Source organism: Streptomyces sp. NPDC104307, assembly GCF_055584045.1.
The window spans coordinates 513,397-540,123 of sequence record NZ_JBVJMU010000001.1 but is presented as its reverse complement, the minus strand read 5'-3'; the positions used below and the strand labels follow the sequence as shown (position 1 = coordinate 540,123).

Below are 26,727 nucleotides of genomic sequence, written 5' to 3'. Positions count from 1 at the left end.
ATTGACAGGTTCACGTCCTGCTCCAATCATCGGACGTCATGACCGAACTTCCCAGGCGCCACGTACTCGGAATGACGGCAGGGGCGGCAGTCGGCGCCGCCCTGCTCACCCCAGCCACCGCCGAAGCGGCCCCGCGAACCGGGACCGCGCCCGAGACCCGGCACGGCGGTGACTGGGGGACGGTGCCCCCGGCCGTCCCCGTCCCCCTCGACGACTGGTTCGACAACGACGGCATCGACACCGCCCAGGACCGGGGCGGCAGCTTCGACGGCTCCGGCTACACCTTCCCCGGCGAGGAACTCCCGGCAGGAGAGCGGGAGATAGCCGGAACCCTCTTCCGCTTCCCGGCCGCCGGGGCCGGAGCCCAGAACAACATCGTCGCCCTCGGCCAGCGCGTCGACCTCCCGCCAGGCCGCTACCTGTCCGGCCTCTTCCTCACCGCGTGCAGCTACGGAGCCGCCTCCGGGAGGGCGACGGTGCACTACGCCGACGGCACCACCTCCGAACCGGCCCTCGCCGGACCCGACTGGTACGCCGGCAACGGCGACCTGACCTCCGCCTACCGCTACGCCCCCGACGGCACGAAGGACCCGCACCCGGTCTCCATCGCCGTGTCCGAGATCCCGCTCGACCCGGCGAGGCAGGCCGTCGCGCTGACGCTCCCCACCACCCAGCCAGCGCAGGAGAACAAGTCCGCCCTGCACATCTTCGCGCTCTCCCTCCAGCCGGCCGCAGAGGGACGGGCGCTGGCCGTACGGGAGGCGCACTCCACCACCTCACTGCTCGACAACGGTGCCCAGAGCGTCGAGGCCACCGTCGTCAACGCGGGCACCGTGGGCATCCTCGCCGCCGACGGGCTCAGCCTCTCGGTCGACGTACCCGGGGCGCGCACCGTCGCGCCCGCCCGCATCACCCGGCTCGCCCCCGGTGACCAGGCCCGCGTCCGCATCGGCATCCGCAACAGACCGGGCACCGCCGCCGGGACCGCCCGGGACGGCAGCGTCGTCGCCCGCGGCCGGGGACAGCAGGCGGCGACGGTCCGGCGCTCGCTCACCCTCGGCGTCCCCGACTACACGCCCACGGACGCCTCCCTCTCCACCCACCAGGCGCCGTACTGGTACCAGGACGCGAAGTTCGGGATCTTCATCCACTGGGGCGTCTACTCCGTCCCGGCCTGGGCACCGGTCGGCACGCAGTACGCCGAGTGGTACTGGAGTCAGATGCAGGACCCGGGCAACCCCACCTACGCCCACCACCGCGACACCTACGGTGAGTCCTTCGCCTACGACGACTTCATCCCGCAGTTCCGCGCCGAACACTTCGACCCACGCGCCTGGGTGGAACTGTTCCGGGACGCCGGCGCCCAGTACCACGTCCTCACCTCGAAACACCATGAGGGCTTCGCGCTCTGGGACACCAAGCTCTCCGACCGGAACTCGGTGAAGATGGGCCCCAAACGCGATGTCGTCAGGGAACTCTTCGACGCCTCACGGCGCTACGCCCCCGAACTGCACCGGGGGCTGTACTTCTCCATGCCCGAGTGGTTCAACCCGGACCACCCGTGGCAGGGCCACGCCCCGCGCAATCCGTACACCCTGGAGCCCGTCCCGTACACCGGCCACACGGCGGGCAAGGACTACGTCACCGAGTTCCAGGGCCCGCAGATGCTGGAGCTGATCGAGGGATACGACCCCGAGATCATCTGGTGCGACATCGGCGGCGACAACGACAGCCACCGGGTGCTCGCCGAGTACTTCAACCACGCCAAGAACCGGGCCCGGCCGATCGACGTGACCGTCAACGACCGCTCCGGAATCGGTTCGCACGACTTCACCACACCCGAGTACACGACGTACGACCAGATCGTCACCGCCAAGTGGGAGTCCAGCCGGGGCCTCGACCCGTACAGCTACGGCTACAACGCGCAGACCCCGGACGAGAAGTACATGACGGCTCAGGAGATCGTGCACTCGCTCGTCGACATCGTCTCCAAGAACGGCAACTTCCTGCTCGACATCGGGCCGAAGGCCGACGGCACCATCCCCGACATCATGCAGCGCAGGCTGCGCGAGACGGGGCGGTGGCTCAAGACCAACGGAGAGGCGATCTACGACACCACGTACTGGTCGCGGATGCCGCAGCTGGGCGAGGACCTGCGGTTCACCGTCCGGCCGGACCGGGCGTTCTACATCCACTCGCTGGTCCGGCCCGGCGCGACCCTGACGGTCCAGGCGCCGGTGCCGGTGCGCGGCGGCGACCGGATCACGCTGCTCGGGTACGGCCGGCCGCTGAGCTGGCGCACCGCCGGTGACTCGCTGGTGATCGACGTACCGGCGGCGTCCCGCAGGACCGGCGAGCACGCCTGGGTGTTCAAGATCGACTGGAAGGGCTGACCGGTCCCGGGCGCGGCACCGGGCGCATGAACTCCCGCACATAGGTGCGGTGCCACCAGTGCCCGGTGTCCCGCAGTTCGCGCCAGGTGGTGTACCGGTAGCGGTACACCCTGGCGCGGACGTGCTCCGGCGGCGCGTCCGGGAACGGGTTGTGCCGCAGCAGCCGCAGCGTGTCCCGGTCGTTCTCCAGCAGCCGCTGGACGAACGGCCCGAACCAGGGGCGGGCATAGGCGGGCGAGAGCGCGGCGAACCACATCATCCAGTCGAGCCGCAGGTGGTACGGGGCGAACTGGCGCGGCAGCCGCCGAGGATCGCCGGGCTTCCCCCGGAATCCGTACTCCCGCCAGACCGCGTCCGGCCCCACGGTCCGCTCGTCCGTCCCCTCCACCACCACCTCCAGCCGGACCCGGCTGATGCTGCCGAAGGCGCCGTAGGTGTTGACCAGGTGCAGCGGGTCGAAGGAGCGGTTCATCACCTGGCGGCGCGAGACCAGATTGCGGGCCGGGCGGTAGCTGAGGAACAGCACCAGGGCGGTGACGGCGATGACCACCACCTCGTACCAGAGGGGCGCGGCGGACTGCGCGGGCGGCTCAACCAGCGGGGACCAGTCGACGGCCGACAGGGCGAGCACGATCGTCAGCCAGTTGAGCCACGCGAAGTTCCCGGAGAGCACCAGCCACAGCTGGGTGAGGACCATCAGCCCCGCCGCCGCGCTCGCCACCGGCTGTGGAGTGAAGAGCAGTACCGGGACCAGCAGTTGGGTCACATGGTTGGCCGCCACCTCTGCCCGGTGCAGCGACCGGGGCAGATGATGGAAGAACCAGCTCAGCGGTCCGGGCATCGGCTGGGTCTCGTGGTGGAAGTACAGGCACGTCAGCCCGCGCCAGCACGCGTCGCCGCGGATCTTGATCATCCCGGCTCCGAACTCGACCCGGAACAGCACCCAGCGCAGCAGCCACAGCACCAGCACCGGCGGCGCGGTGGGCCCGTTGCCGAGGAAGACGGCGAGGAATCCGGTCTCCAGCAGCAGCGACTCCCAGCCGAAGCCGTACCAGACGTCCCCGACCTGGACGATCGACAGGTACAGCGCCCAGGGCAGGGCCCACAGCAGCATCGCCGCCCAGAGCGGCAGCCGGGCCTCCACGCCCGCGATCAGGGCGACGGAGAGCGCGCAGCCGGTCCAGGCCACCAGCGCGAAGAACCGGTCCGAGTAGTGGAGCCGGAAGAGCCCGGGGGCGGTGCGCCAGTCGGTGCGCCGCAGCAGCGCGGGGACGGGCAGCATGCCGCGTTCACCGGTCAGCGCCCGGAACTGGAGCGCGGCGGTGAGGAAGGCGGTCAGATAGATGACGGCGAGCGCCCGCTGGAAGATCAGCCGGCTGAGCCAGTACCCGTCTGCGGTGAACCACTCCATCGCCCCCAGTATCGGGCCCGTCGCGCCTTCCGGCGCGTCAGTTCGGCTGTCGGCGCGCCCGCGTGACGATCCGGCGCAGGGTGCGGCCGAGCCTGCGCGCGTACCAGCGCTGCGCCACCGGTACGAGCGGACCGGCGAGCCGGGCGTACCAGCGGGCCGGGCGGCTGAACGCCATGACGGTGAACGACACCGTTCCGTCGTCGGCCAGGTCGACCACAAAGGACTCCTCACCGCACTCGGGGTGCCGGGCCAGCGTCCCGTAGGCGAATCCGATGCGCTGAGGTCCGTACTCGGTCCAGACGACCCGGCAGGGCGCGGAGAACCGGACCGGGCCGACCCCGAGGGACACCCGAACGGCCCCACCGGGCTCGGCGCGTGGCGCCGAGGCCTCGACCCCGGCGCCGGAGGCCCGGTGCATACGGAACTCGGTGACGGCGGCTCCGGCGGCCTCGAAGTCCGCGCGGCCGTGGCCGACCCGGTTCCGGTGGTGGAGGTGGTGGTAGCCGTCGGGGAGCGGGCCGAGACGGGTGGCGCCCGCCTCGGAGTAGGTCAGGGTGCTCATGCGATGCGTCCTTCGTGGTCGGTGCGGTCACGGAGCCGCTTCCAGGCGAGCACCGAGCAGAGCGCGAAGCCCAGCGCGTTGCCGACGCCGTGGGTGGCGGCCATCCAGGTCAGGGTGGGGTGGGGCAGTCCGGTGGCCTCGCCCAGGGCCCAGCTGAGCGCGAGCGCCATGGTCACCGCGAGCACGCCGGCCGAGGTGCCGAGCAGCAGCCGGGTGGCCCGGTCGCGGCCGGTGCGCAGCCGTCGCCAGGTCAGCAGGGCGGTGGTCCACATCCCCGCCGTCAGCACGACCGCGCCGGTGAGTTCGGCCCACTCCCCGACGAAGTAGCCGATCAGGACGAGCAGGGTGCCCAGCGGCACGCTGATCGCCGCGAACCGGCCCGCCGGGCTGTCCACGAGCCGGCAGAGCAGTCCGGAGACCAGCGCGGCGGCGAACCCGGCGAAGTGGAAGTGCGGCACGGTCAGCGCCAGGATGCCGGGGCCGAATCCGAACAGCGGACTGCCGGAGCGCTCCGCGACCAGCGCGGTGGCGGCGATCGCGGGCGTCACGAGGGCGGTGAGCAGCGCGATCTCGGCCGGTGCCGTACGCGGGGTACGGATCGGTGCGGAGCGGCGGACGAGCCGGGGCGGGGTGTGCAGTGCGAGGAGCACGGCCCCGATCGCGTAGCAGAGCGCGAGGGCCGTGGCGGCGGGGCCGCGCGGCAGCCAGAGGGAGACGGCTCCGGGCACGGCGAAGGCCGGCCACAGCCGCCGGATCCGGTCGAGCTCCGGCACGTCCGCCAGCCGCAGCCCGGCCGGCACGATCACCAGCATGCCGAGCATCACGATCAGGCCGACCAGAACAGACATGACCCACCCCCCGTTGAACACGTTCAACTGTTTGCCTGTGCCGACTCTAGAGACTTTCTTGAACGTGTTCAAGCGGATGGTTCCGGCATCGTCCCGCTGTCGCGCCCGTGGTCCGCCCCCGGCTTGCGGGGCGGGGTCAACTGCGGCAGACATGAGGGGACCACTCGGGACCGGTGAACCGGCAGGAGGCCTCTTCGTGCGCTCACCCATACGCCTGCGCCGCGCCGCGGGCGCCGCACTGTCCGCCGGGATACTCCTCGCGGCGGGCTGCGCACAGGCCACCCATGGCAGCAGCAACGGCACCAAGGGGACGGCCGACGTCCAGGAGGTCCTGCTCCAGCCGGCCGCGTCGCGGGGGCCGCACCCCTTCACCGCGTCGACGGCCCGGCCGTCCGGTGCGGCGCCGACGCCCTCACGCACCGCCCCGCAGAAGTCCCCCGGCTCCGGTGGCGGCGCTGTCCACGAGATCACCGGCGCCACCCCCGGTATCTACGGCGGCATCCGGTCCGTGGCCTCCTGCGATGTCGGGAGGCAGATCCGGCTGCTCTCCGCCGATCGCGCCAAGGGGGCGGCGTTCGCGCACGCGGCCGGCGTTTCCACGGCCGGGATCCCCGGTTTCCTGCGCGGGCTGACCCCGGTCCTGCTGCGGGCCGACACCCGGGTCGCCAACCACGGCTTCGACGGGGGGTCCGTGACCACGTTCCAGTCCGTGCTCCAGTCGGGTACCGCCGTGCTGGCCGACGGGTACGGGCTGCCGAGGGTGAGGTGTACCTGCGGAAACCCGCTGACCGCGCCGGACCGTGCGCGCGTGCCGGCCGGCCGGGCGGGGGAGTGGACCGGTTACGACCCGGCGCGCATCGTCGCCGTCGGGCCGGCCGAGCGCGAGGTCTCCGGCCTGGTGATCGTCGACGTCGTGAACGACGCCTGGATCGAGCGGCTGACCGGGGACGAGGGTGCCCGGGACCGCACCCCCCGGGTGCCGCCGCCGTACGCCCCGGATGCCGACATCACCGGACCGCTGCCGAAGGTGCCGCCCGCGGAGCCGACGGACTGCCCCACTCCCGGCGTCCCGACTCCGTCGGGGGAGGAGGCCGCCGTGACCGCGAGCCCCTCGGGGGCCCCGGAGGCCGGCCGGGCGGTGCCGCGCTGTCCGAGCGGTCTGCCCTCCGACGACGCCACCGAGCCCCCGGATCTCCCGTCCGAGGAGCCGCCCGGTACCCCGGCGGAGCCGGAAGAGCCGCCCGGGGATCCGGTGCCGTCGATGACGGAGGAGCCACAGACCGCGATCCGGCTGCCTTGGCCGGACGACGAGGGGGAGGGCGCGGGACCCGTCACCGGGTGAGCCCGGCGCTCGCGCATCTGGTCCAGACCTATTGACGGAAGGTCTGGACCACTTTAGCGTGTGCCGCGTTGTGGCGGCCGGGATGCCAGGACCTCTGACCAGCTCTGACCAGCTCTGACCAGCTCTGACTTGTCAGGATCATGGCATTTTCGGCTTCTCTGGTCTCCACCCCACGAAGGGAACCGGACATGTTCGGTCGGACATCACGTCTGCTGGGCGTCGGCATCGCGGCGGCATGCGTCGTACAGATGCTGGTCGCGGCGACACCGAGCTCCGCGCAGGACGACACCTGCGCCGTCAAGTCGAAGCCCGCGGGCAAGGTGCTCCAGGGGTACTGGGAGAACTGGGACGGCGCCTCCAACGGGGTGCACCCGCCGCTGGGCTGGATCCCCGTCACCGACAGCCGCATCACGCAGCACGGCTACAACGTGATCAACGCGGCCTTTCCGGTGATCCTCTCCGACGGCACCGTCCTGTGGGAGGACGGGATGGACTCGACCGTCAAGGTCCCCACCCCGGCCGAGATGTGCCAGGCCAAGGCATCCGGGCTCACCACCCTGATGTCCATCGGCGGCGCGGCGGCCGGGATCGACCTCAGCTCCAGCGCGGTGGCCGACCGCTTCGTCGAGACGGTGGTGCCGATTCTCAAGAAGTACAACTTCGACGGCATCGACATCGACATCGAGACCGGCCTGAGCGGCAGCGGCGACATCAACCAGCTGTCGGCCTCGCAGTCCAACCTGATCCGCATCATCGACGGGGTGCTGGCCCAGATGCCGTCGAACTTCGGCCTGACGATGGCCCCGGAGACGGCCTACGTCACCGGCGGCAGTGTCACGTACGGCTCGATCTGGGGCGCGTACCTGCCCATCGTGAAGAAGTACGCGGACAACGGCCGGCTCTGGTGGCTGAACATGCAGTACTACAACGGCAGCATGTACGGCTGCTCCGGCGATTCGTACGAGGCCGGCACCGTCGAGGGATTCACCGCGCAGACGGACTGTCTCGACAAGGGACTCGTCATCCAGGGCACCACCGTCAAGGTGCCCTACGACAAGCAGGTCCCGGGGCTGCCCGCCCAGCCGGGCGCGGGCGGCGGCTACCTGGCGCCGGGGCTGGTGTCCCAGGCCTGGAACCACTACGGGGGCGGCCTGAAGGGCCTGATGGACTGGTCGCTGAACTGGGACGGGTCCAAGAACTGGACCTTCGGTGACAACGTCAAGGCACTCCAGGGGCGCTGACCGCCCCCGCTCCGTGACGGCCGACGGCCCCGGAAGGATCTCCCGCGAGGAGACCTTCCGGTGCCGTCGGCCGTGCTGTCAGTTGCCGGGCTCGGAGGCGTCGAGCATGGCGTCGCGCTCCACGACCTTGACCCGCTCGCGGTCCTGCTCCGCGCCGAGGGCGCGCTCGTGGGCGTCCAGCCGGTACCAGCCCTCACGGGTGGTGTAGCGGACGCCGCGGGCCCGCAGGAACTCGGTGACGGCCTCGGGCTCGGGCTGCGCCGGGGCGGGCAGCCGGCCGCTGGTGTGGTCCTCCAGCAGGCAGGCGACGGTCTCGTTGGCGTCACCCTTGGTGTGGCCGATCAGTCCGATCGGGCCCCGCTTGATCCAGCCGGTGACGTACACCGAGTCCATCGGCTCGTCACCGGCCAGCACCCGTCCGGCGGCGTGCGGAACGGTGCCGGAGGCGACGTCGAAGGGGAGCTTGGGCAGCTCCTGCGAGTAGTAGCCGACCGCGCGGTAGACGCTCTGCACGTCCCAGTCGTTGAAGCGGCCGGTGCCGCGTACGTTGCCGGTGCCGTCCAGCTCGGTGCGCTCGGTGCGCAGGCCGACGACCCGGCCGTCCTCGCCGAGGATCTCGACGGGGGACTCGAAGAAGTGCAGGAAGAGCTTGTGCGGCCGGTCGCCGACGTCGCGGATCGCCCAGTTCTCCAGCGTGGAGGCCACCATGTTGGCCTGCTTGTTGCCGCGCCGGGTCTCGATCGAGCCCTGGTCGTAGTCGATGTCCTCGGGGTTGACGATGACCTCGATGTTGGGCGAGTGGTCCAGCTCGCGCAGCTCCATCGGGCTGAACTTGGCCTGGGCGGGACCGCGCCGCCCGAAGACGTGGACCTCCAGCGCCTTGTTGGCCTTGAGGCCCTCGTACACGTTGGCGGGGATCTCGGTCGGCAGCAGCTCGTCGCCGGTCTTGGCGAGCATCCGGGCCACGTCCAGGGCCACGTTGCCGACGCCCAGGACCGCGACCTTCTCGGCCTCCAGCGGCCAGGTGCGCGCCACGTCGGGGTGGCCGTCGTACCAGGAGACGAAGTCGGCCGCCCCGTGCGAGCCGTCCAGCTCGCTGCCCGGTATGTCCAGGGCCCGGTCCGCGTTGGCGCCGGTCGAGAAGATCACCGCGTCGTAGAAGGACCGCAGCTCGTCCAGGCCGATGTCGTTCGGGTAGTCGACATTGCCGAACAGCCGCAGCTGCGGCTTGTCCAGGACCTGGTGCAGCGCCTGCACGATGCCCTTGATCCGGGGGTGGTCCGGTGCCACGCCGTAGCGGATCAGGCCGAAGGGGGCGGGCATCCGCTCGAACAGGTCGATGGACACGCCCGGCTCCGCGGCGGCCTCGGATTTGAGCAGCGCGTCCGCCGCGTAGATTCCGGCGGGACCGGCTCCGACGATGGCAACGCGGACGGGGCGTGTCATGGAGGGCTGTTCCTTAGAACGGGCGAAGAGCGGGCGGAGAACGGAAGAACGATCAGGCGAACAGTGGGCGAACACGGGCAGGACCTGCCTTGGTAAGGCTTGGCTTAGTTCACCCCCGCACACGTTAGCCGCTGCCCGCGTCCGGTTTCGGGGCGGGTCGGCGTTCTGCGGGGGTATCCGGCACTCCCGAACGCGGCTCCGCGCGCCGAATCCTTGGGATACGGGCCTGTGGGCCGACCCGGGGAATGTGTCCCATCGCACGTTCAGCTGGTGGACAGCTCACTCGAAGAATCGGACAAATGGTGGCAGAGTGATCCGTATGGATGATCGGGTAGCGGGTGCCCTGTCACTCCCGGACGACTGGCCCGCCCACCCGGACCTCAGTCTCGCCCTGAACCGTATGGGCAGCTTCGACTGGGACCTCGACAGCGGCCTCATGCACATGGACGAGCCCGCGCTTGAAGTGTTCGACCTGCGGGCCGACGAGTACGACGACCGGCCGGAGTCGCTCGCCGTGCGGGTGCCCCCGGACGAGGGCGTCCGGCTGGACGCGCTGGTCGCGCAGGCGCTCAAGAGCGGCCGGAGCAACTACGGGGCCTACTTCCGCAGCCTGCGCCGCGACGGGAGCCTGCGCTGGACCCACACCCAGGGCTTCGTCCAGCGCGACGCGAGCGGGCGGCCCCGCCGGATCATCGGCATCGTCCGGGACGCCACCCAGGAGCTGGCCGACTCCACCGCCCGCCGTGAGCTGGACCGGGAGCGCAGGCGCCGGACCAGTCTGGTGGAGGCCACCACGGCCGCGCTGGCGCACGCCCGTACCGTCCGGGACGTCACCGACGTGCTCAAGAACTCCCAGGGGCTCGCGCACCTGGGCGCGACGAGCCTGGTCATGGGACTGATAGAGGCCGGGCGCATCCATCTGGTGGCGGACGGGCCGGAGGGCTCCTTCGTGCCGGGCACCCGCTACACCCGGACGGACGAGCCGTACCCGATGAGCGAGGTCGTGCGCACGCTCACCCCCCGCTTCATCGAGTCCGCCGAGGACTTCGCGGCCTCCTACCCGCTCCTGTGGCCCCACATCAGCCATCTCGGCATCACCTCCGCGGCCTATCTGCCGCTGATCGCCCAGGCCCGGCCGATCGGCGCGCTCGGGCTGCTCTACAGCGACAAGGACGGCTTCACCGGCGACGAACGCAATCTGCTCGTCGCCCTCGGCACCTCCATCGCCCAGAGCCTGCAGCGCGCCATGCTCTACGAGCAGGAGCACGACCTCGCCGAGGGGCTCCAGCAGGCCATGCTGCCGCGCCGGATTCCCGACGTGCCCGGTGCGCAGACCGCCGTCCGCTACCGCTCGGCCCGCCTGGGCCGGGACATCGGCGGCGACTGGTACGACGTCATCCCGCTGCCCGGCGGCAGGGTGGGCGCCGTCATCGGTGACGTACAGGGACACGACACCCACGCCGCGGCCGTCATGGGGCAGCTGCGCATCGTGCTGCGCGCCTACGCGGCCGAGGGCCACAGCCCGGCGACGGTGATGGCGCGGGCCTCCGTCTTCCTGCATGAGCTGGACACCGACCGCTTCGCGACCTGCACCTACGCCGAGGCCGACCTGACCACCGGGGTCGTCCAGCTGGTCCGGGCCGGTCATGTGGACCCGCTGGTCCGGGAGGCCGACGGGAGCTGCCGCAAGGTGCCCGTCGAGGGTGGGCTGCCGCTGGGGCTCTCCGCGATGTTCGGGCGGCTGGAGTACCCGGTCAGCACGGTCGAGCTGGATCCGGGCCAGACCATGGTGCTGTTCACCGACGGGCTGGTGGAGCTGCCCGGAGCCGATCTCGACGAGGGCACGCAGCTGCTGGCCGACATGGTCAGGAACGGTCCGCAGGACCTCCAGGAGCTGGCCGACCGGCTCTGCGAATGGGTCGACGAGCGCGGCGGCGAGGACGATGTCGCCGTGCTGCTGCTGCGGCGCCGGGCCGCCCACGCGCCGCAGCCCGGCGGCCGGCTCCAGCAGCACGTGGCGCAGAACGACCCGGAGGCGCTGAGCTCGGCGCGCCACATGATCCGTGCGGCGGTGCGGGCCTGGGGCGCGAAGGACCGGGCCGACGAGGTCGAGCTGGCCGCCGACGAACTGACCACCAACGCGCTGATGCACACCGACGGCGGAGCGATCGTCACCATCCGGGTGCTCACCGGGGCCGGGCGGCGGCTCCGGGTCGATGTCGAGGACCGGTCGAGTGCGCTGCCGCGCCGCCGGGACGCGGGCGAATCCGGGGTGTCGGGCCGGGGGCTGATGCTGGTGGACCAGCTCGCGGACGCCTGGGGCGTCGAGTCCCGGGGCACCGGCAAGTGCGTCTGGTGCGAATTCAATATTCCGCCCCGCGACTGAGTTGCCGGATCGACGCGGCGGGCGGAGGCAGTGAACGCTACTGCAAAGTAACAGAACGTAACATGTCTGTACTTGACCGTAACCGACCGAGAGGGATTGACTGTGATCTCGTGATCTCGCGATGTCGTGATCTGGTGATGTCGTGATCTGGTGATTTCCGTCAGTCGTTTGTCTTCGATGACATGAGGACCCGTTGGGCACTGAGCTACTGGCACCCCTCGATCTGGCCTTCTGGCACCTTGAGTCCGATGCCCACCCCATGCACCTCGGCGCGCTCGCCGTCTTCTCCCCTGACGGCGGCCCCTCGCCCGGCCCGGACGCCCTGCTGGAGCTGCTCGGTGCCCGTGCCGCCGCGATCCCCCGGCTGCGGATGCGGGTGCGCGACGTACTGCTGCCGGTCGGCGGCGCGGCCTGGTCGGTCGACAAGGACTTCGACGTCCACCAGCACGTCAGGCGGGTGGAGCTGCCCGGCACGGAGACCGGCGGCGAGGGCGCGTTCATGGCGGCGGCCACCCGGCTCGCCGGCGAACTGATGGAACAGCCGCTGCGCAGGGGGCTGCCGCCCTGGCAGATGTACGTGATCGGCGGCGCCGCCGACGGCCCCTTCGCCGTCCTGGTCAAGCTCCACCACGCGCTCGCCGACGGGATGCGCGCGGTCGCCATCGGGGCCGGGATCTTCGACGAGATCGCCTCCGTCGCGGGGCGTGGCCGGGCCGGGGCACCGGCCGGCCGGACCAGGCCGGTGCCGCCGCGCTCCTGGATGCCCGGTCCACGCCAGGTCGCCGGTCTCGCGCTCGGCCGGATCGAGGACCTCGGCCGGGCGTTCGGCGTCGGCGCCTCCCTGGTGCGGGCCAGCCGCCTCGACCTGCGCGGGGCGACGGCGCTCAGTGCCAGCTCCAGCGGTACCCGGCGCCTCGCCACCGCCGATCTGGACCTCGACGACGTGCAGCGCGTCCGCCGGGTCGCGGGCGGCACGTCCAACGACGTGCTGCTCGCGGTCGTCGCCGGAGCGCTGCGCCGCTGGATGCTGGAGCGCGGCGAGCCGCTGCCCGGCGCCGATCCGCGCGCCCTGGTCCCCGTCTCCCGGCGCCGGCCGGGGGGCGCCGCCACCGGGAACCGGCTGTCCGCGTACCTGCTCGGCCTCCCCGTCTCGGAACCCGACCCCTGGGAGCGGCTGCGGGCGGTACGCGGCGCCATGGACCGGAACAAGGCCGCGGGGCCGCTGCGCGGGGCAGGCGCGGTCGCCGTACTGGCCGATCAGCTTCCTTCGCTGGCCCACCGCTTCGGCGCCCCGCTCGCCGGCGGCGCGGCCCGGATGCTCTTCGACGTCCTGGTCACCAGCGTGCCGCTGCCGCGCTCCGCGCTCTCCCTCGCCGGCTGCCCGCTGCGCGCGCTGTACCCGATGGCGCCACTGGCCCGGGGCCAGTCGCTGGCCGTGGCGCTCACGACGTACGGCGGCCGGGTGCAGGTCGGGCTGGTGGCCGACGGCAAGGCGCTGCCCGATCTGGAGCGGCTGGGACGCTGTGCGGAGGAAGAGGTGGCTGAGCTGCTCGCGACGCTGCCCGTCCACTGACCGGCCGGAGGCCCGGTCGTCCGACCGAGTGCGGCGCTATAGATCGGACAGATACCCGAGTAAACGCCGTAGTTGATCGCCTCCGGGGTGTTGACGCAGTCGAGTGATCCGATGAATATGTGCGGAGAGGGCAGATCGATCATCGGGGAGGGCGGCACAGCGATGCGGCGCAACAGGCTGGGAAACAGCGCGGTAGAGGTCACCGAGCTGTCCTTCGGGGCGGCCGCCATCGGCAATCTCTTCACCGCCGTCGAACCGGCGCGGGCCGCGGCCGCCGTCGACGCCGCCTGGGACGAGGGCGTCCGCTACTTCGACACCGCCCCGCACTACGGACTGGGCCTCTCGGAGCGGCGGCTCGGTGCGGCGCTGCGCGCCCGCCCCCGCGACTCGTACGTGCTGTCCACCAAGGTCGGCCGGGTGCTCGACCCGCTGCCCGACGGCGGATCCGCTCCGTCGGAAGAGCTCTCCGAGGGCTTCGCCGTCCCGGCCACCCACCGCCGCCGCTGGGACTTCAGCGCCGCCGGGGTCCGCCGCAGCATCGAGGACAGTCTGGAACGGCTCGGCCTCGACCGCATCGACATCGCCTACCTGCACGACCCGGACGACCACGCGGAAGCCGCCTTCCAAGAGGCCTACCCGGAGCTGGAGAAACTGCGCGCGGAAGGCCTGATCGGCGCCATCGGGGCCGGCATGAACCAGACCGCGATGCTCACCCGCTTCGTCCGCGACACCGACGCCGACGTGGTGCTCTGCGCCGGCCGCCTCACCCTCCTCGACCAGTCCGCCCTGAGCACTCTGCTGCCGGAGGCCGCCGCTCGCGGCCGCAGCGTCGTCGTCGGCGGGGTCTTCAACTCCGGCCTCCTCGCCGACCCGCGCCCCGGCGCGACATACGACTACGCCGCCGCACCCCTGACCCTCCTGGACCGGGCCCTGCGCCTGAAGGCCGTCACCGAGGGCCACGGCGTACCGCTGCGCGCCGCCGCACTGCACTACCCGCTCACCCAACCCGCCGTCGCCGGTGTCCTCGTCGGCACCCGCTCCCCGGACGAGGTCCGCGACGCCGCCGCCCTGCTGCGCGAGCCGGTCCCCGACGAGCTCTGGGACGAACTGCGCGAAGCGGGACTGCTGCCCGAGAACGGAAACTGACATGCGCGTCGCCCTGCACACCAAGGTCCGCGCGGACCGCATAGCCCAGTACGAGGCCGCGCACCGCGAGGTCCCGGCCGAACTGACCCGGGCGATCCGCGCGGCCGGCGCCACCTCCTGGACGATCTGGCGCAGCGGCACCGAACTGTTCCACGTCATCGAGTGCGAGGACTACGCCCGCCTCCTCGCCGAACTGGAGGAGCTCCCCGTCAACGTCGCCTGGCAGGCCAGGATGGACGAGCTCCTCGACGTCACGCACGACTACTCCTCGGACGGCGCCGAAGCCGGACTCCCCGTCGCCTGGGAGCTGTGAGATGACCGCCACCCCACGGATCGTCGACGCCCACCACCACGTCTGGGACCTCTCGGTACGCGACCAGGAGTGGATCACCGGCGAGGAACTCGCGCCCCTGCGCCGCGACTTCTCCCTCAGCGACCTGGAACCGGAGGCCCGCGCCAACGGCGTGACCGCCACCGTGCTCGTGCAGACCGTCACCGTCCCCGAGGAGACCCCCGAGTTCCTCGCGCTCGCGGACGGCAGCGATCTGGTCGCCGGCGTCGTCGGCTGGAGCGACCTCACCGCGCCGGACATCACCGACACTCTCGCCGCCCTCCGCGCGCTGCCCGGCGGCGACCGGCTCGTCTCGCTGCGACACCAGGTCCAGAGCGAACCCGACCCCGAATGGCTGCTGCGCGCCGACGTCCTGCGCGGCCTGGCGGCGGTGGCCGCCGCCGGACTCGTCTACGACCTGGTGGTCCAGCCGCACCAGCTGCCCGCCACCGTCCGGGCCGCCGAACTGCTGCCCGGCCTCACCTTCGTCCTCGACCACGCGGGCAAACCGCCCATCGCCACCGGCTCCCCGCACCCCTGGGCGGACGACGTGCGGGCGCTGGCCGCCCTCCCCAACACCGTGTGCAAACTCTCCGGACTGGTCACGGAGGCCGATCCGCACAACTGGACCGTCAAGGACCTGCGCCCGTACGCGGACACCGTCATCGACGCCTTCGGGCCGACCCGGCTGATGTTCGGCTCCGACTGGCCGGTGTGCAGGCTCGCGGCCACGTACACCGAGGTCGTCGAGGCCGCCCACGCCCTGCTCAGCGGCCTCGGCCCCGATGAACGGGCCGCCGTCCTCGCCACCACCGCCGAGCGGGTCTACGGCCTCCGGTAGCCACCCCGGCGCCGACTGCGGCAGGCTGGGACCATGCCAGAACTGCCGGAAGTCGAAGCCCTGCGGGTCTTCCTCGACGAGCACCTCGTCGGCAGGGAGATCGACCGCGTCCTCCCGCTCGCCATCAGCGTCCTGAAGACGTACGACCCGCCGCTCACCGCCCTGCACGGCGGCACGGTCACCGGCGTCCGGCGGCACGGCAAGTTCCTGGACATCGCGGTGGGCCCCCTGCACCTGCTCACCCACCTCGCACGGGCCGGCTGGCTCCAGTGGAAGAACAGCTTCCCCGCCACCCCGCCGCGCCCCGGCAAGGGGCCACTGGCGCTGCGCACCGAACTCAGCGGCGGCGACGGCTTCGACCTCACAGAGGCCGGCACCACCAAGCGCCTCGCCGTTTACCTCGTGCACGACCCGGCAGAGGTGCCCGGCGTCGCCCGCCTCGGACCCGACCCGCTCGACCCGTCCTTCGACCGGGACACGTTCGCCGCACTGCTCGAAGGGGAGCGCCGCCAGATCAAGGGCGCGCTGCGCGACCAGTCGCTCATCGCCGGCATCGGCAACGCCTACAGCGACGAGATCCTGCACGTCGCGAAGATGTCCCCCTTCAAACTCACCGCGCACCTCACCGACGACGAGATCACCCGGCTGCACACCGCGCTGCGCACCACCCTCGACGACGCCGTCGCCCGCTCCAGCGGCCTCGCGGCGAAGAAGCTCAAGGCCGAGAAACGCAGCGGGATGCGGGTCCACGGACGTACCGGAGAGGCCTGCCCGGTCTGCGGCGACACCATCCGCGAGGTCTCCTTCAGCGACTCCTCGCTCCAGTACTGCCCGACCTGCCAGACCGGCGGGAAACCGCTCGCCGACCGCAGGCTCTCCAGACTGCTCAAGTAGGAGCCCGGCCGTCGGGCTCCCGCGCCACCCGGCCGGTCTACACTCCGGCCTCATGCTGCGCGTACTCGCCGTCGACGACGAAGAACCCGCCCTGGAGGAGCTCCTGTACCTCCTGCGCGCCGATCCCCGCATCCGCAGCGCCGAAGGAGCCACCGGGGCCACCGAGGCGCTGCGCCGCATCGGCGGCGCGGTCGACGCGGGGCCGGAGGACCCCGCCGCCATCGACGTCGTCTTCCTCGACATCCACATGGCCGGACTGACCGGGCTCGACGTCGCCCAGCTGCTGGCCGGATTCGCCGCGCCCCCGCTCATCGTCTTCGTCACCGCCCACGAGGACTTCGCCGTACAGGCCTTCGACCTCAAGGCCGTCGACTACGTCCTGAAACCGGTACGGCGCGAGCGGCTGGCCGAAGCCGTGCGCCGCGTCGCCGAACAGGTCGGGGAGCGCTCCGCCCCCGTCCACGACACCGCGCAGGACCAGATCCCGGTCGAACTGGGCGGCGTCATCCGCTTCGTCCCGATCGACGACATCGCCTACGCCGAGGCCCAGGGCGACTACGCGCGGCTGCACACCGCCACCGGAAGCCACCTGGTCCGGGTGCCCCTGACCACCCTGGAGGAACGCTGGCGGGCCCGCGGCTTCGTACGCATCCACCGCCGCCACCTCGTGGCCCTCGGCCGGATCGACGAACTCAGGCTCGACGCGGGCAGCATGAGCGTGCGCATCGGCACCGCCGAACTCGCCGTCAGCCGCCGCCACACCCGGGCGCTGCGCGATCTGCTGATGCGGCAGGGCGGCCGCTGACCAGCGGCTACCCGCCTTTCGAAGCCCTTCCCAGCGGGGTCCGGTGCTGCGTACACTCCGGCCCCATGTCCGCAGAGTCAACGCCCCGGCGCGAAGTGGTGACGGGGGAGCCCCGGCGGGTACGGCCGCTGCCGCGCTACCGCACCCAGTCGGAGATCGACGAACAGACCGCGCTCGGCGGTGCCTACGTACGCTCGCTGATGCGCAGCCAACTGCGCGCAGGGCTCACCGCCTTCGCCGCGCTCGCCGTCGTCGCGGGCACCCTGCCGCTGGTCTTCGCGGCACTGCGCAGCGACGCCGTCGTATGGGCCGTCCTCGGCTTCGCCGCCTACCCGCCGATCACCCTGATCGCCTGGTGGTACGTGCGCCGGGCCGAGCGCAACGAACACGACTTCGCCCGGCTCGTGGAAGGCCGCCCCGCACAGTGAGCCGCGCCTACGCGGTGACGGCGGTCGCCGCCGTCGTCTCCGCCACCGTCCTCGTCGGCGGATTCGGACTGCGCATCTCCCGCACCACGTCCGACTTCTACGTCGCCTCCCGCACCGTACGGCCCCGCCTCAACGCGGCCGCGATCAGCGGCGAGTACCTCTCCGCCGCCTCCTTCCTCGGCATCGCCGGACTGGTCCTCGTGCACGGCCCCGACATGCTCTGGTACCCGGTCGGCTACACCGCCGGGTACCTCGTCCTGCTGGTCTTCGTCGCCGCGCCGCTGCGCCGCTCCGGGGCCTACACCCTGCCCGACTTCGCGGAGGGGCGGCTCGAATCCCGGCAGGTGCGCCGGCTCGTCAGCGTGCTCGTCGTCGGAGCCGGCTGGCTCTACCTCGTGCCGCAGCTCCAGGGCGCCGGACTGACCCTGAAGATCCTCACCGGGGCGCCCGGCTGGCTCGGCGACGTGCTGGTCGCCTCCGTGGTCGTGCTGGCCGTCGCCGCGGGCGGCATGCGCTCCATCACCTTCGTCCAGGTCTTCCAGTACTGGCTGAAGCTGACCGCGCTCCTGGTCCCCGCCCTCTTCCTGGTGCTGGCCTGGCAGGGCGACGGACGGCCCCGCGTCACCTTCGAGGAGCAGCTGTCCGTCTTCCGCGCCGACCACCCGCTGTACGCCACCTACGGGCTCATCGTCGCCACCTTCCTCGGCACCATGGGCCTGCCACACGTCGTCGTCCGCTTCTACACCAGCCCCAACGGCCGCGACGCCCGCCGCACGACCGTCGCCGTCCTCGCCCTGATCGGCGTCTTCTACCTGCTGCCGCCCGTCTACGGCGCCCTCGGCCGGCTCTACGCCCCCGAGCTGATCCACGGCGGTGACGCGGACGCCGCCGTGCTGCTGCTGCCCGGCCGGGTCATCGGCGGCCTCGGCGGCGACCTGCTCGGCGCGCTCATCGCGGGCGGCGCCTTCGCCGCGTTCCTGTCCACCGCCTCCGGACTGACGATGGCCGTCGCCGGAGTCATCACCCAGGACGTCCTGCCCTCGCGCGGCGTACGGCACTTCCGGCTGGCCACCGTCCTCGCCATCTCCGTCCCGCTGGCCGGCTCCCTGCTGGTCAGCCGGGTGCCGGTGGCGGACTCCGTGGGGATGGCGTTCGCGGTCTCCGCGTCCTCCTTCTGCCCGCTGCTGGTCCTCGGGATCTGGTGGCGCCGACTCACCCCGCCCGGCGCCGTCGCCGGACTCCTGCTCGGCGGCGGCTCCGCGATGCTCTCCGTCGCGATCACCGTCAGCGGCGCGGTGCGCCCGCCCGGCTGGCCGCACGCCCTGCTCGCCTGGCCCGCCGTCTGGTCGGTGCCCGTCGGCTTCCTCGCCATGATCCTCGTGTCGCTGGCCACGCCCAGCCGGATACCCGCCGGCACCAACGCCGCCATGACCCGCTTCCACCTGCCGGAAGCCCTCACCTCCGGGAGGCACCGGTGACCGGGGCCGGATACGCCGTCATCGTGCTCCTGGGCGTCCTGCTCTTCGGGGCCGGACTGCTGGCCGGACGCCGCACCGCCCGCCCCGTCCGCACCAGCGACGTCGGCACCCCCGTGGAGCACGCCACCTTCGAGACCCTGCACACCGCCTCGCTGGCCGCGCCCCCGCTGCGCGCCGGACTCACCGAGGACAGCGCCCGCAAATCCGCCCGCAGGCTGCGCTCCCTGCTCGGCACCGACGCCCTCTGCCTCACCGACCGCGAGCGGATCCTGGTCTGGGACGGCGAGGGCGGCCACCACGGCGAACACGTCATGGAACAGGTGGCGGAGCTGCTCGCCAGCGGCCGCGACACCGCCTTCCGCAGCGACTGCGACGATCTGGACTGCCCGCTGCGGTGGGCCGTCGCCGTGCCGCTCACCGTCGACCACCGGGTCCTGGGCGCCCTGATCGCCTACGCGCCGAGGGAGTCGGCGGTCCTGGCGAGGGCCGCCGGAGAGGTCGCCCGCTGGGTCTGCGTACAGCTGGAACTCGCCGAGCTCGACCGCTCACGCACCCAGCTCATCGAGGCCGAGATCAGGGCCCTGCGCGCGCAGATCTCCCCGCACTTCATCTTCAACTCGCTCGCCGCCATCGCCTCCTTCGTCCGCACCGACCCCGAGCAGGCCCGCGAACTCCTCCTGGAGTTCGCCGACTTCACCCGCTACTCGTTCCGCAGCCACGGCGACTTCACCACCCTCGCGGACGAACTGCACTCCATCGACCAGTACCTGGCCCTGGTCCGGGCCCGGTTCGGGGAACGGCTCGCGGTCACCCTCCAGGTCGCGCCGGAGGTGCTGCCCGTAGCCCTGCCGTTCCTCTGCCTCCAGCCCCTCGTCGAGAACGCCGTCAAACACGGACTCGAAGGGGCGGTCACCTCCAGCCGCATCACCATCAGCGCCCTGGACGCCGGTTCGGAGGCCGAGGTGGTCATCGAGGACGACGGCATCGGCATGGACCCCGAACGGCTGCGCCACATCCTGCGCGGCGAGGGCGGCAAGTCCACCGGGGTCGGCCTGCTCAACGTGGACGAACGGCTGCGCCAGGTGTACGGCGACGACTACGGGCTCGTCATCGAGACGGGCATCGGCGCCGGAATGCGGATCACGGTGCGGCTGCCGAAGTACCGCGCCGGGGTGCACGGTTCCTGAGAGGCGGCCGACAGGCTCTCAGTACAGGTGGATCGAGAGGTGACCCAGCGGCAGCCCCAGCTGCCAGGCCGGCGTCCACACCTGGGCCGCCGCCCCCTCCGCCTCCGGCGGGCCGTCGGCCGGCTCCCCGGGCGGCGGGCCGATCGCGTCGAGGTCGGCCGCCAGCAGTTCGGTGTCCTCCAGCCACCGCCACGCCGCCCGTGCCAGCGCCAGATCCGGGCCGGGGCCGCCCCGCGCCGCCTCCAGCGCGTCGAGCCGCTCACAGACCCAGCCGCGCCACGGGGCCCCGTACGCCGTCAGCAGCCGCAGCTCGTCCACCCGGGTGGCGGGCAGCGCCTCGGCCACCGCGCTGTCCGAGAGGAAGACCGTGAGGGCTAGCGCGTCACGCCCCGCCCGGTACTCCAGCGTGGCCGGCTCCATCAGCTCCCCGGTCCGCAGCAGCTCGTCGGCGATGTACTCCGCGTACATCCACGCCATCGGGATGAGCAGTCCGCCGCCACTGGATCCGTCCTGACGTTCCGGACGCATCGCGTCTCGCCCCATTCCGTTCTCGTCACGCCCCCACACGCAGCATTGAACCGGGGGAGCGCGCCCCGCGTGGCCAGAAGGACAGGATCCGTCGGACCGGATGCGTCACAGACAAGAGGGTGCGATGACCGCAGAGCCCGGGGAGGGACCGCACATGAGGCAACTGCTCGGCGCCTATGTGCTGGACGCGCTCCCGGCCCCGGAGGCGCTGGAGGTCTCCCGCCATCTGCAGAGCTGCGACCGCTGCGCCGCCGACTACGTGGCGGTGGCGGAGGCCGCGGCCCTGCTCCCGCTGCTCAGCGAGGAGGACCTCCTTGAGTAGCCCGGCAGATTACGGGAGAGCAGGCGCAGCGCGTAGTACGAACGGGACTTCACGGTCCCGGCCGGAATCCCGAGCACCTCGGCCGTCTCGCCCACGCTCAGCCCCCGGAAGTAGATCTGGACCAGCACCGCCCGGTGCTCCGGGCTGAGGCCGCGCACCGCCTCGCGCACATCGAGCGCGGCGACCGCGGACTCGGCGGTGTCCTGCGCGCACGGGGCGCTCTCCAGCACCGCGTCGCCCACCTCTGCGGGCCGGGCCAGCCGCGACCTGCGGGCGTCGATCGCCAGCCGCCGGCCCACGGTGAACAGCCAGGGCCGCATCGACTCGTACGGGCCGTCGAAGGCCTCCGGGTGCTGCCAGGCCCGCACCAGGGTCTCCTGGAGCAGGTCCTCGGCCCGCTGCCGGTCACCGAAGGTCAGACCGAGGAGAAAGTGGAACAGGGCCGGGCCGTGCTCACGCTGCAGATCCGCGAGGGCCCGCTCGTCGGTCGTCGTCGTGGTCATGGTGAACGCCCTTCCCCGCGGAGGTCCCTGCCGCCTCGCTGCTGACTCGCGTATACGAACGCATCCGGGCCCCTGGCAACAGGACAAAAGCCGCCCCGTGCGACGAGCGGTCGCACGGGGCGGCGAATGGTGCGGTGAGCGGTCGGGCGGCGCGGGCGGGAGTGCGGGGAGCGGGCGTTACGGGACGACGGTGACGGGCCAGCGCCCCGCCTTCACCAGGCGGACGGCCACCGAGCCGATGAAACGGTGGCCCGCCGATTCCGACGCGCCCACCACCACGGCATCCGCCTTGAGTTCGTCCGCCGCCGTCACCAGGCCGTTGTACGGATCGCCGCGGAAGGTGTGGAACTCCCAGCGGACATCCCATATGTCCTTCATCCGCTCGGTCGACTCCCGGATCTCATTCACCAGCCCCTCCGCGACCTCCCCGGTCGTATCACCGACCGGCACACCGAGCGCGGCGCCCGCGGGCAGCACGGGCTGTACGTAGACGAGGGCGAGCATGGCCCGCTGCCGCCGGGCGAGCCCGGCCGCATAGGCCGCGGCACGCATGGACGACTCCGAACCGTCGAGGCCCGCGACGATCACTTTTGGGCCGTCTGTGCCACGTTCGAACTGGTGAGGCTGCTGGTCTGTCACGGCAGTGAGGCTATCCGCTGCCGTGCGGCCCGCCCGGCCGGGCTCTCGGTCGCGGGGTCGCGCGGGCGCCGGTTGCCACGGACGGGCTCCCCCCATTGGGTGCAAAAAGCCGCGTGGCCGGTGTCGTTGAGGTGGGTGGCAGCCCGGACGTGCGAGCAGTTGGTCATGAAAAATGATCAGAGGCCGCCCGGGCGTAGGACGCTGCTGAGGCTGGCCGCAGGACTGGGCGGGGCCTCCCTCGTGAGCCTGGTCGCCGCGGACACCGCAGGCACTCCCTTCCGGCGCCCCGTGGCGCCTTCCGACGCCGCGGCGGGGCCGCCCGCGGCTCTCCGGACCAGACCGCTGTCCTATCGTCTGAGCCCCATGACAGCGAACACTCCACCCCACTACCGCCCCGCGGCGCCGCCCGTCCGTACCCGGCCGTTCGAGCAGCTGCCCGACATCGGGCACGCGATGGTGCTGACCTTCGACGACGGCCCGGACCCTCTCTACACCCCGCACATCCTGGACACGCTGCGCAGGCACGAGGTACGGGCCATGTTCTTCCTCTGCGGGGAGATGGCCAACGACAACCAGGACCTGGTGCGCAGGATCTCCGACGACGGACACACGGTGGGCAACCACTCGTGGACGCATCCGCTGGTCACCAAGCTCTCCCGGGCGGGAATCACCGATGAACTGGGGCGCACCAGCGAGGTGATCGAGAAGATCACCGGCGCGCCGCCGCTCTGGTACCGGGCGCCCTACGGCGCCTGGAACCGCAATTCCTTCGAGATCGGCGCGGCGATGGGCATGGAACCGATGGCCTGGACGGTGGACACGCTTGACTGGACGGTTCCCGGTACCGACAGCATCGTCGACCGGGTCAGGGAGGGTGCCGGACCCGGCGTCGTGGTGCTGTCGCACGACGCGGGCGGCAACCGTTCGCAGAGCGTGGCCGCGCTGGGGCGCTATCTGCCCGAGCTGCTGGACGAGGGCTACCGGCTCACCGTGCCGCGGCGCCGTTGAGCCGTGCCGTTGAGCCGTGCCGTCGTGCCGTTGAGCCGTGCGGCGGTCGCTGCCGGGGGTCGGGGCCGCCCCCGGCAGCGGTCGTCAGCGCGTCGCGACCAGCCTGGCGAAGACCACGACGTTGCCGTCGTAACCGTTGGCCTTGGTGAATCCGCCGCCGCAGGTGATGACCCGCAGTTCCGCCTTGCCGGTGTCGCCGTACACCCGGGCGCCGGGGAAGTCGTTCTTCGCGAACACCTCGACCCCGTAGACCTCGAACACGGCGACCCGGTCGTCGCTGCGGGTGACCTCGACGCGGGTGCCCTTCTTCAGCGAACCCAGGCTGTAGAAGACGGCCGGGCCCGCCTCGTTGTCCACGTGGCCGACGACGACCGAGGTGCCCAGCTGCCCCGGTGCGATGCCGTTCTGGTACCAGCCCGCGAGGTTGGGGTCCTGCGGGGGCGGCGTCTCGATCCAGTCGTCCGGGTCCAGGTTCACGTCGATGACCGGCGCGTCGACCTGGATCGACGGGATGGCGACGCGGTCGACGGGGGCGTACGCCAGCGGCTTGACCACCGGCCCCGACGCGGGCGCCGCGGGCACTGCCTTCTGGTGGCCGACCGACGTGGCGGCGACCGGCTGCGGCGGTCCTGGCGAGAGGTCCGCGCCGTTCCGCATCAGTGCGAGACCGGTGAGCATCACCAGGGCGAGCGCGCCCCAGGGCGAGTGTCTGATCCGTTCGGGGTGCCAGTTGTCCCGGCCCATGGTTCTCCCTTCGTCGCGACGAGGGGAACGCTAGGCGCGGGGCGGCCGGGCGGCGATCAGGGAGGGGCGAACGGGTGGCGGCCGGGCGGGCGGCTGCGTATCGGAGTAGTGCGCGGATAAAAGTTCTGACGCTCTGTGACCTGCGAATCCATCAGTTTCACCGGTGTGCGCACGGTGTGTCGGATCACCGGGGTGGAGCAGCGCCGAAATGCGGTGGATCAAGGATCTGGTGAGGGTTCGTCATGGGAGGCGTTCTCGTCGATCCATCCCGGCGCACCGAGCTCCGGGGGCGCTTCCCGCTGGAGGTTCGAACGATGCGTGCTACACGCGCTCTCGTTGTCGCCGCGACCGCCGTCGCCGCCCTCGGGATCGGCGCCCCGATGGCAGCAGCCGGTGGAGACGTCGGGAACGGCCAGAACAACGGGAACAGCCAGAACGACTGGAACGACCCGGGCAACTGGGACAACGGAAACGGGAACGGCAACAACAACGGCAACGGCAACGGCAACGGGAACGGGAACGGGAACGGCAACGGGAACGGGAACGGCAACGGGAACGGCAACGGCAACGGGAACGGCCGCAACAACGGTCCGAACAACGTGACCGTCGATCCCGAGCGCGTGCACCAGGGCGCGGCCATGCAGGTCAGCGCGGAGGGCTGCGGCCGGGGCGGCAGCGTCTCGTCCAACGCCTTCCGGACCACGCGGCTCTCGGCGGGCCGGGTCGGTCACGCCAGGGTCCGGATCCTCAACGACGCCACGCCCGGCTCCTACAACCTGACGGTGCGCTGCGACGGCACCGACCGGACGGCCGGGCACCGGTTCACCGTGCTCAACAGCCGTGGCGCACAGGGCGGCCTCGGCGGCTCGATGGCCGCGAGCCCGGCGGACATGGGTGTGGGCGCGGGCCTGGTCGCCTCCGCGGCCCTCGGCGGAGGCATGTACATCATGCGCCGCCGGAGGAACAGCCATGGGGCGGTCTGACCTCGCGGACACACCTGCCGGACCGATAACCACGTCGCCCCGGGTCCTGTGAAAGGACCCGGGGCGACTTCCGTTCCCGCCGGCGGTGCCGGTCAGTGCGAGCGGTTCTCCCTGCGCCGCCGCGCCACGAAGACGGTGCTGGTCGCGGCGGCCACGGCCAGCGCGGTGCCGCCCACGATCATCGCGGTGTTCGGGCTGTCGATGCTGCCGCCGAGACCACCCTGAACGCCGGCGGGCGAGGCCGTCGAACTCGTGGTGCTCGTGGAGCTGGTGGTGGGCGTGCTCGTGGCCGCGCTGATCGTGAGGTTCACCTTCGCCGTGGAGCTCGGCGAAGTGTTGCAGGTGAACGTCACCTCGTACGCGGCGGCCGGTTTGGCGTCCCAGTCGACCGTTGCCCTGGCGGTGCCGCCCCGGGGGATGGTGACGGTGTCGAACACCCCGGAGGACGCCGTGGCCGTAGTCGAGCACCCCTTGGCGGCCAGGGTCACCTGACCGCCCGGCGCGATCACCGAAGGCGTGACGGTGTATCCGCTCCCGCCGTTGGACGGTCCGCCCGCGGTCGCGGCATACGCGGTCGCGGCCGGGGCGGTCAGGGCCAGTGCCGCCGCGCCGAGCAGAGCGAGGGGAGCGACACGTATTGCGCGCATGGTGATTCCTCCGGGTCCCCGAGGAGCAGTTGCGGAACGGATTCCCGCAAAGCATCAGAAATGCACCTCGATGCCGCCAACGCTAGAAGTGGCGCATTTCGCCCGCGATCGGAGTCGTCCAATGGTGCGCCGCTGTCCCCCGAGCGGCGCACGCACCTGAGTTCTAACCCCCCGAGGCCCGGGGGAAGAGATCGAGGAAGGGTGCGGCGGTGGCCGAGAGGCCGCGGCCGAAAGGCGAGTCGAAGTCCCAGATCAGGAAGAGCAGAAAGGCGATCAGGACACTGAAGAGGCCGGCCAGCAGGAGTTCCCGGAATGTGCGCCGGATCTGCAGGGTGAAGATCAGTCCCACGGTCACCAGCGCCCCGGTGATCAGTCCGAACCAGACGACCCCCGGCATGGTGGCCCCGGCGCTCTGCCCGCGTGCGCTGCGGGCGTCGTCGGCCGCGGCGATCTGGTCGACGAGCGGCTGGTAGGCCTGTCCCTCGTGGTCCGTCTTCGGCTTGTAGTCGGTGACATCGGCGCGCACCCGGTCCAGGAGCTGCGAGCCCCGGTCGTCGAGCCTGCCGTGGTCGATCATGGTCTGCCACTCGTCGTGCACGACGAAGCTGACGTAGGCGTCGACGTCGGCGCGGATCCGGGTGCGTACCTCGACCGGGTAGACGGATGAGCGTGCGTCGACCTCGTGGAGCGCCTGCGCCTCCTGGCGGACGTACTCCTGGGCCGCTCCGCGGCCCTCCCAGACGCCCGCGATGGCGAGGCCCAGGACGATCGCGTAGACCACGCCGATCATCATCGTCATGTACTCGATGACGTCAGGGGTTTCGGACGGGTCGTCGTCCTCGGGAAGCCGGCGGTTGTTGAGTACGGCGATGGTCAGCACCACGGCGGTGGCCGCGACCATGGCGAAGGTGAGAACAAGCCATTCCGACATGTGGGTCTCCGAAGGTCATCGGGAACGGGGCCGCAGCACGGCGACGGCGAACACCGCGGGGGCTGTGATCATCAAAGTGAGCGTGACCAGGGAGGTATGGCGCTCCGGGG

The 26,727-nt window shown here is 71.7% G+C and carries 26 protein-coding genes; 16 read left to right on the top strand and 10 right to left on the bottom strand.

The window, feature by feature from the left end; translation table 11 throughout:
- The first annotated feature begins 38 nt into the window (after window positions 1-38).
- Window positions 39-2,393 carry an alpha-L-fucosidase gene (locus ACZ601_RS02100; protein WP_469532093.1) on the top strand — a complete coding sequence of 785 codons (2,355 nt, stop codon included), beginning with the start codon at window positions 39-41 and terminating at the stop codon, window positions 2,391-2,393.
- Here ACZ601_RS02100 and ACZ601_RS02095 read toward each other — a convergent pair.
- The 3 genes from ACZ601_RS02095 to ACZ601_RS02085 are packed head-to-tail and all read right to left on the bottom strand — an operon-like array spanning window position 2,371 to window position 5,214.
- Entirely contained in the window at window positions 2,371-3,804 is a 1,434-nt protein-coding gene (locus ACZ601_RS02095) for a lipase maturation factor family protein (RefSeq protein ID WP_469532091.1), read from the bottom strand. The genes ACZ601_RS02100 and ACZ601_RS02095 overlap by 23 nt on opposite strands.
- Window positions 3,805-3,841: 37 nt before the next feature.
- Entirely contained in the window at window positions 3,842-4,366 is a 525-nt protein-coding gene (locus ACZ601_RS02090; protein ID WP_469532089.1) for a DUF1990 family protein, read from the bottom strand.
- A complete protein-coding gene (locus tag ACZ601_RS02085; protein WP_469532088.1) occupies window positions 4,363-5,214 on the bottom strand; it encodes a YndJ family protein in 852 nt (283 codons plus the stop codon). The genes ACZ601_RS02090 and ACZ601_RS02085 overlap by 4 nt, the downstream gene beginning before the upstream one ends.
- 196 nt (window positions 5,215-5,410) lie before the next feature.
- On the opposite strand from ACZ601_RS02085, the gene ACZ601_RS02080 reads away from it, so the two are divergent.
- Window positions 5,411-6,556 (top strand): DUF6777 domain-containing protein, encoded by a 1,146-nt coding sequence (locus ACZ601_RS02080; protein ID WP_469532086.1) that lies wholly within the window; start codon window positions 5,411-5,413, stop codon window positions 6,554-6,556.
- A gap of 188 nt (window positions 6,557-6,744) precedes the next feature.
- Window positions 6,745-7,797 (top strand): chitinase, encoded by a 1,053-nt coding sequence (locus ACZ601_RS02075; RefSeq protein WP_469532084.1) that lies wholly within the window; start codon window positions 6,745-6,747, stop codon window positions 7,795-7,797.
- A 78-nt stretch (window positions 7,798-7,875) separates the two neighbouring features.
- Here the strand turns inward: ACZ601_RS02075 and ACZ601_RS02070 are convergent, their stop codons facing one another.
- Window positions 7,876-9,243, bottom strand: coding sequence for an FAD-dependent oxidoreductase (locus tag ACZ601_RS02070; RefSeq protein WP_469532082.1), 1,368 nt, complete (start codon window positions 9,241-9,243; stop codon window positions 7,876-7,878).
- A 319-nt stretch (window positions 9,244-9,562) separates the two neighbouring features.
- On the opposite strand from ACZ601_RS02070, the gene ACZ601_RS02065 reads away from it, so the two are divergent.
- From ACZ601_RS02065 to ACZ601_RS02020, 10 genes are all read left to right on the top strand, one after another.
- Window positions 9,563-11,629: a SpoIIE family protein phosphatase gene (locus ACZ601_RS02065; RefSeq protein ID WP_469532081.1), complete on the top strand. Its 2,067-nt coding sequence runs from the start codon at window positions 9,563-9,565 to the stop codon at window positions 11,627-11,629.
- A gap of 193 nt (window positions 11,630-11,822) precedes the next feature.
- Complete coding sequence (locus tag ACZ601_RS02060) at window positions 11,823-13,202, top strand: wax ester/triacylglycerol synthase family O-acyltransferase (protein WP_469532080.1); 1,380 nt, start codon at window positions 11,823-11,825, stop codon at window positions 13,200-13,202.
- Between the two features lie 162 nt (window positions 13,203-13,364).
- Window positions 13,365-14,348: an aldo/keto reductase gene (locus ACZ601_RS02055; RefSeq protein WP_469532078.1), complete on the top strand. Its 984-nt coding sequence runs from the start codon at window positions 13,365-13,367 to the stop codon at window positions 14,346-14,348.
- Window position 14,349: 1 nt separating this feature from the next.
- The gene (locus tag ACZ601_RS02050) at window positions 14,350-14,661 is read left to right on the top strand and encodes an L-rhamnose mutarotase (protein ID WP_389210258.1); all 312 of its coding nucleotides are present in this window, start codon (window positions 14,350-14,352) and stop codon (window positions 14,659-14,661) included.
- Window position 14,662: 1 nt separating this feature from the next.
- Window positions 14,663-15,520 carry an amidohydrolase family protein gene (locus ACZ601_RS02045; RefSeq protein WP_469532076.1) on the top strand — a complete coding sequence of 286 codons (858 nt, stop codon included), beginning with the start codon at window positions 14,663-14,665 and terminating at the stop codon, window positions 15,518-15,520.
- 33 nt (window positions 15,521-15,553) lie between these two features.
- Window positions 15,554-16,414 carry an Fpg/Nei family DNA glycosylase gene (locus tag ACZ601_RS02040; protein WP_469532074.1) on the top strand — a complete coding sequence of 287 codons (861 nt, stop codon included), beginning with the start codon at window positions 15,554-15,556 and terminating at the stop codon, window positions 16,412-16,414.
- 52 nt (window positions 16,415-16,466) lie between these two features.
- Window positions 16,467-17,219: a LytR/AlgR family response regulator transcription factor gene (locus ACZ601_RS02035; RefSeq protein ID WP_440574164.1), complete on the top strand. Its 753-nt coding sequence runs from the start codon at window positions 16,467-16,469 to the stop codon at window positions 17,217-17,219.
- Window positions 17,220-17,284: 65 nt separating this feature from the next.
- Window positions 17,285-17,647: a hypothetical protein gene (locus ACZ601_RS02030; protein WP_440574165.1), complete on the top strand. Its 363-nt coding sequence runs from the start codon at window positions 17,285-17,287 to the stop codon at window positions 17,645-17,647.
- A complete protein-coding gene (locus ACZ601_RS02025) occupies window positions 17,644-19,125 on the top strand; it encodes a sodium/solute symporter (protein WP_469532071.1) in 1,482 nt (493 codons plus the stop codon). The genes ACZ601_RS02030 and ACZ601_RS02025 overlap by 4 nt, the downstream gene beginning before the upstream one ends.
- Complete coding sequence (locus tag ACZ601_RS02020) at window positions 19,122-20,312, top strand: sensor histidine kinase (protein WP_440574167.1); 1,191 nt, start codon at window positions 19,122-19,124, stop codon at window positions 20,310-20,312. The genes ACZ601_RS02025 and ACZ601_RS02020 overlap by 4 nt, the downstream gene beginning before the upstream one ends.
- Window positions 20,313-20,330: 18 nt before the next feature.
- Here the strand turns inward: ACZ601_RS02020 and ACZ601_RS02015 are convergent, their stop codons facing one another.
- Entirely contained in the window at window positions 20,331-20,840 is a 510-nt protein-coding gene (locus ACZ601_RS02015; protein WP_469532068.1) for a hypothetical protein, read from the bottom strand.
- Window positions 20,841-20,964: 124 nt separating this feature from the next.
- On the opposite strand from ACZ601_RS02015, the gene ACZ601_RS02010 reads away from it, so the two are divergent.
- Window positions 20,965-21,162 carry a zf-HC2 domain-containing protein gene (locus ACZ601_RS02010; RefSeq protein WP_440574169.1) on the top strand — a complete coding sequence of 66 codons (198 nt, stop codon included), beginning with the start codon at window positions 20,965-20,967 and terminating at the stop codon, window positions 21,160-21,162.
- Here ACZ601_RS02010 and ACZ601_RS02005 read toward each other — a convergent pair.
- Both ACZ601_RS02005 and ACZ601_RS02000 read right to left on the bottom strand, forming a co-directional pair.
- Window positions 21,096-21,665 (bottom strand): sigma-70 family RNA polymerase sigma factor, encoded by a 570-nt coding sequence (locus ACZ601_RS02005; RefSeq protein ID WP_469532066.1) that lies wholly within the window; start codon window positions 21,663-21,665, stop codon window positions 21,096-21,098. The genes ACZ601_RS02010 and ACZ601_RS02005 overlap by 67 nt on opposite strands.
- Before the next feature lie 177 nt (window positions 21,666-21,842).
- On the bottom strand, window positions 21,843-22,304 hold the full coding sequence (locus tag ACZ601_RS02000) for a universal stress protein (RefSeq protein WP_401924825.1): 462 nt from the start codon (window positions 22,302-22,304) through the stop codon (window positions 21,843-21,845).
- A 165-nt stretch (window positions 22,305-22,469) separates the two neighbouring features.
- On the opposite strand from ACZ601_RS02000, the gene ACZ601_RS01995 reads away from it, so the two are divergent.
- Complete coding sequence (locus ACZ601_RS01995; RefSeq protein WP_469532064.1) at window positions 22,470-23,312, top strand: polysaccharide deacetylase family protein; 843 nt, start codon at window positions 22,470-22,472, stop codon at window positions 23,310-23,312.
- A gap of 84 nt (window positions 23,313-23,396) precedes the next feature.
- Here ACZ601_RS01995 and ACZ601_RS01990 read toward each other — a convergent pair whose 3' ends face one another.
- Complete coding sequence (locus tag ACZ601_RS01990; RefSeq protein WP_469532062.1) at window positions 23,397-24,056, bottom strand: class F sortase; 660 nt, start codon at window positions 24,054-24,056, stop codon at window positions 23,397-23,399.
- 314 nt (window positions 24,057-24,370) lie between these two features.
- Between ACZ601_RS01990 and ACZ601_RS01985 the strand changes: the two genes are divergently transcribed.
- Window positions 24,371-25,039: a hypothetical protein gene (locus ACZ601_RS01985; RefSeq protein WP_469532060.1), complete on the top strand. Its 669-nt coding sequence runs from the start codon at window positions 24,371-24,373 to the stop codon at window positions 25,037-25,039.
- 92 nt (window positions 25,040-25,131) lie between these two features.
- On the opposite strand, the gene ACZ601_RS01980 is transcribed toward ACZ601_RS01985, so the two are convergent.
- Window positions 25,132-25,686: a hypothetical protein gene (locus ACZ601_RS01980; protein ID WP_440579399.1), complete on the bottom strand. Its 555-nt coding sequence runs from the start codon at window positions 25,684-25,686 to the stop codon at window positions 25,132-25,134.
- A 163-nt stretch (window positions 25,687-25,849) separates the two neighbouring features.
- Window positions 25,850-26,617 (bottom strand): bestrophin-like domain, encoded by a 768-nt coding sequence (locus tag ACZ601_RS01975; protein ID WP_440579400.1) that lies wholly within the window; start codon window positions 26,615-26,617, stop codon window positions 25,850-25,852.
- Window positions 26,618-26,727: the final 110 nt, after the last annotated feature.

Coding starts and splice junctions, on each gene's coding strand:
- ACZ601_RS02035 (WP_440574164.1), top strand. CDS start 16,467: ATGCTGCGCGTACTCGCCGTCGACGACGAAGAACCCGCCCTGGAGGAG.
- ACZ601_RS02050 (WP_389210258.1), top strand. CDS start 14,350: ATGCGCGTCGCCCTGCACACCAAGGTCCGCGCGGACCGCATAGCCCAG.
- ACZ601_RS02070 (WP_469532082.1), bottom strand. CDS start 9,243: ATGACACGCCCCGTCCGCGTTGCCATCGTCGGAGCCGGTCCCGCCGGA.
- ACZ601_RS02040 (WP_469532074.1), top strand. CDS start 15,554: ATGCCAGAACTGCCGGAAGTCGAAGCCCTGCGGGTCTTCCTCGACGAG.
- ACZ601_RS02030 (WP_440574165.1), top strand. CDS start 17,285: ATGTCCGCAGAGTCAACGCCCCGGCGCGAAGTGGTGACGGGGGAGCCC.
- ACZ601_RS02015 (WP_469532068.1), bottom strand. CDS start 20,840: ATGCGTCCGGAACGTCAGGACGGATCCAGTGGCGGCGGACTGCTCATC.
- ACZ601_RS02090 (WP_469532089.1), bottom strand. CDS start 4,366: ATGAGCACCCTGACCTACTCCGAGGCGGGCGCCACCCGTCTCGGCCCG.
- ACZ601_RS01975 (WP_440579400.1), bottom strand. CDS start 26,617: ATGTCGGAATGGCTTGTTCTCACCTTCGCCATGGTCGCGGCCACCGCC.
- ACZ601_RS02095 (WP_469532091.1), bottom strand. CDS start 3,804: ATGGAGTGGTTCACCGCAGACGGGTACTGGCTCAGCCGGCTGATCTTC.
- ACZ601_RS02075 (WP_469532084.1), top strand. CDS start 6,745: ATGTTCGGTCGGACATCACGTCTGCTGGGCGTCGGCATCGCGGCGGCA.
- ACZ601_RS01980 (WP_440579399.1), bottom strand. CDS start 25,686: ATGCGCGCAATACGTGTCGCTCCCCTCGCTCTGCTCGGCGCGGCGGCA.
- ACZ601_RS02010 (WP_440574169.1), top strand. CDS start 20,965: ATGACCGCAGAGCCCGGGGAGGGACCGCACATGAGGCAACTGCTCGGC.
- ACZ601_RS02065 (WP_469532081.1), top strand. CDS start 9,563: ATGGATGATCGGGTAGCGGGTGCCCTGTCACTCCCGGACGACTGGCCC.
- ACZ601_RS01990 (WP_469532062.1), bottom strand. CDS start 24,056: ATGGGCCGGGACAACTGGCACCCCGAACGGATCAGACACTCGCCCTGG.
- ACZ601_RS02085 (WP_469532088.1), bottom strand. CDS start 5,214: ATGTCTGTTCTGGTCGGCCTGATCGTGATGCTCGGCATGCTGGTGATC.
- ACZ601_RS01985 (WP_469532060.1), top strand. CDS start 24,371: ATGCGTGCTACACGCGCTCTCGTTGTCGCCGCGACCGCCGTCGCCGCC.
- ACZ601_RS01995 (WP_469532064.1), top strand. CDS start 22,470: ATGAAAAATGATCAGAGGCCGCCCGGGCGTAGGACGCTGCTGAGGCTG.
- ACZ601_RS02055 (WP_469532078.1), top strand. CDS start 13,365: ATGCGGCGCAACAGGCTGGGAAACAGCGCGGTAGAGGTCACCGAGCTG.
- ACZ601_RS02100 (WP_469532093.1), top strand. CDS start 39: ATGACCGAACTTCCCAGGCGCCACGTACTCGGAATGACGGCAGGGGCG.
- ACZ601_RS02005 (WP_469532066.1), bottom strand. CDS start 21,665: ATGACCACGACGACGACCGACGAGCGGGCCCTCGCGGATCTGCAGCGT.
- ACZ601_RS02045 (WP_469532076.1), top strand. CDS start 14,663: ATGACCGCCACCCCACGGATCGTCGACGCCCACCACCACGTCTGGGAC.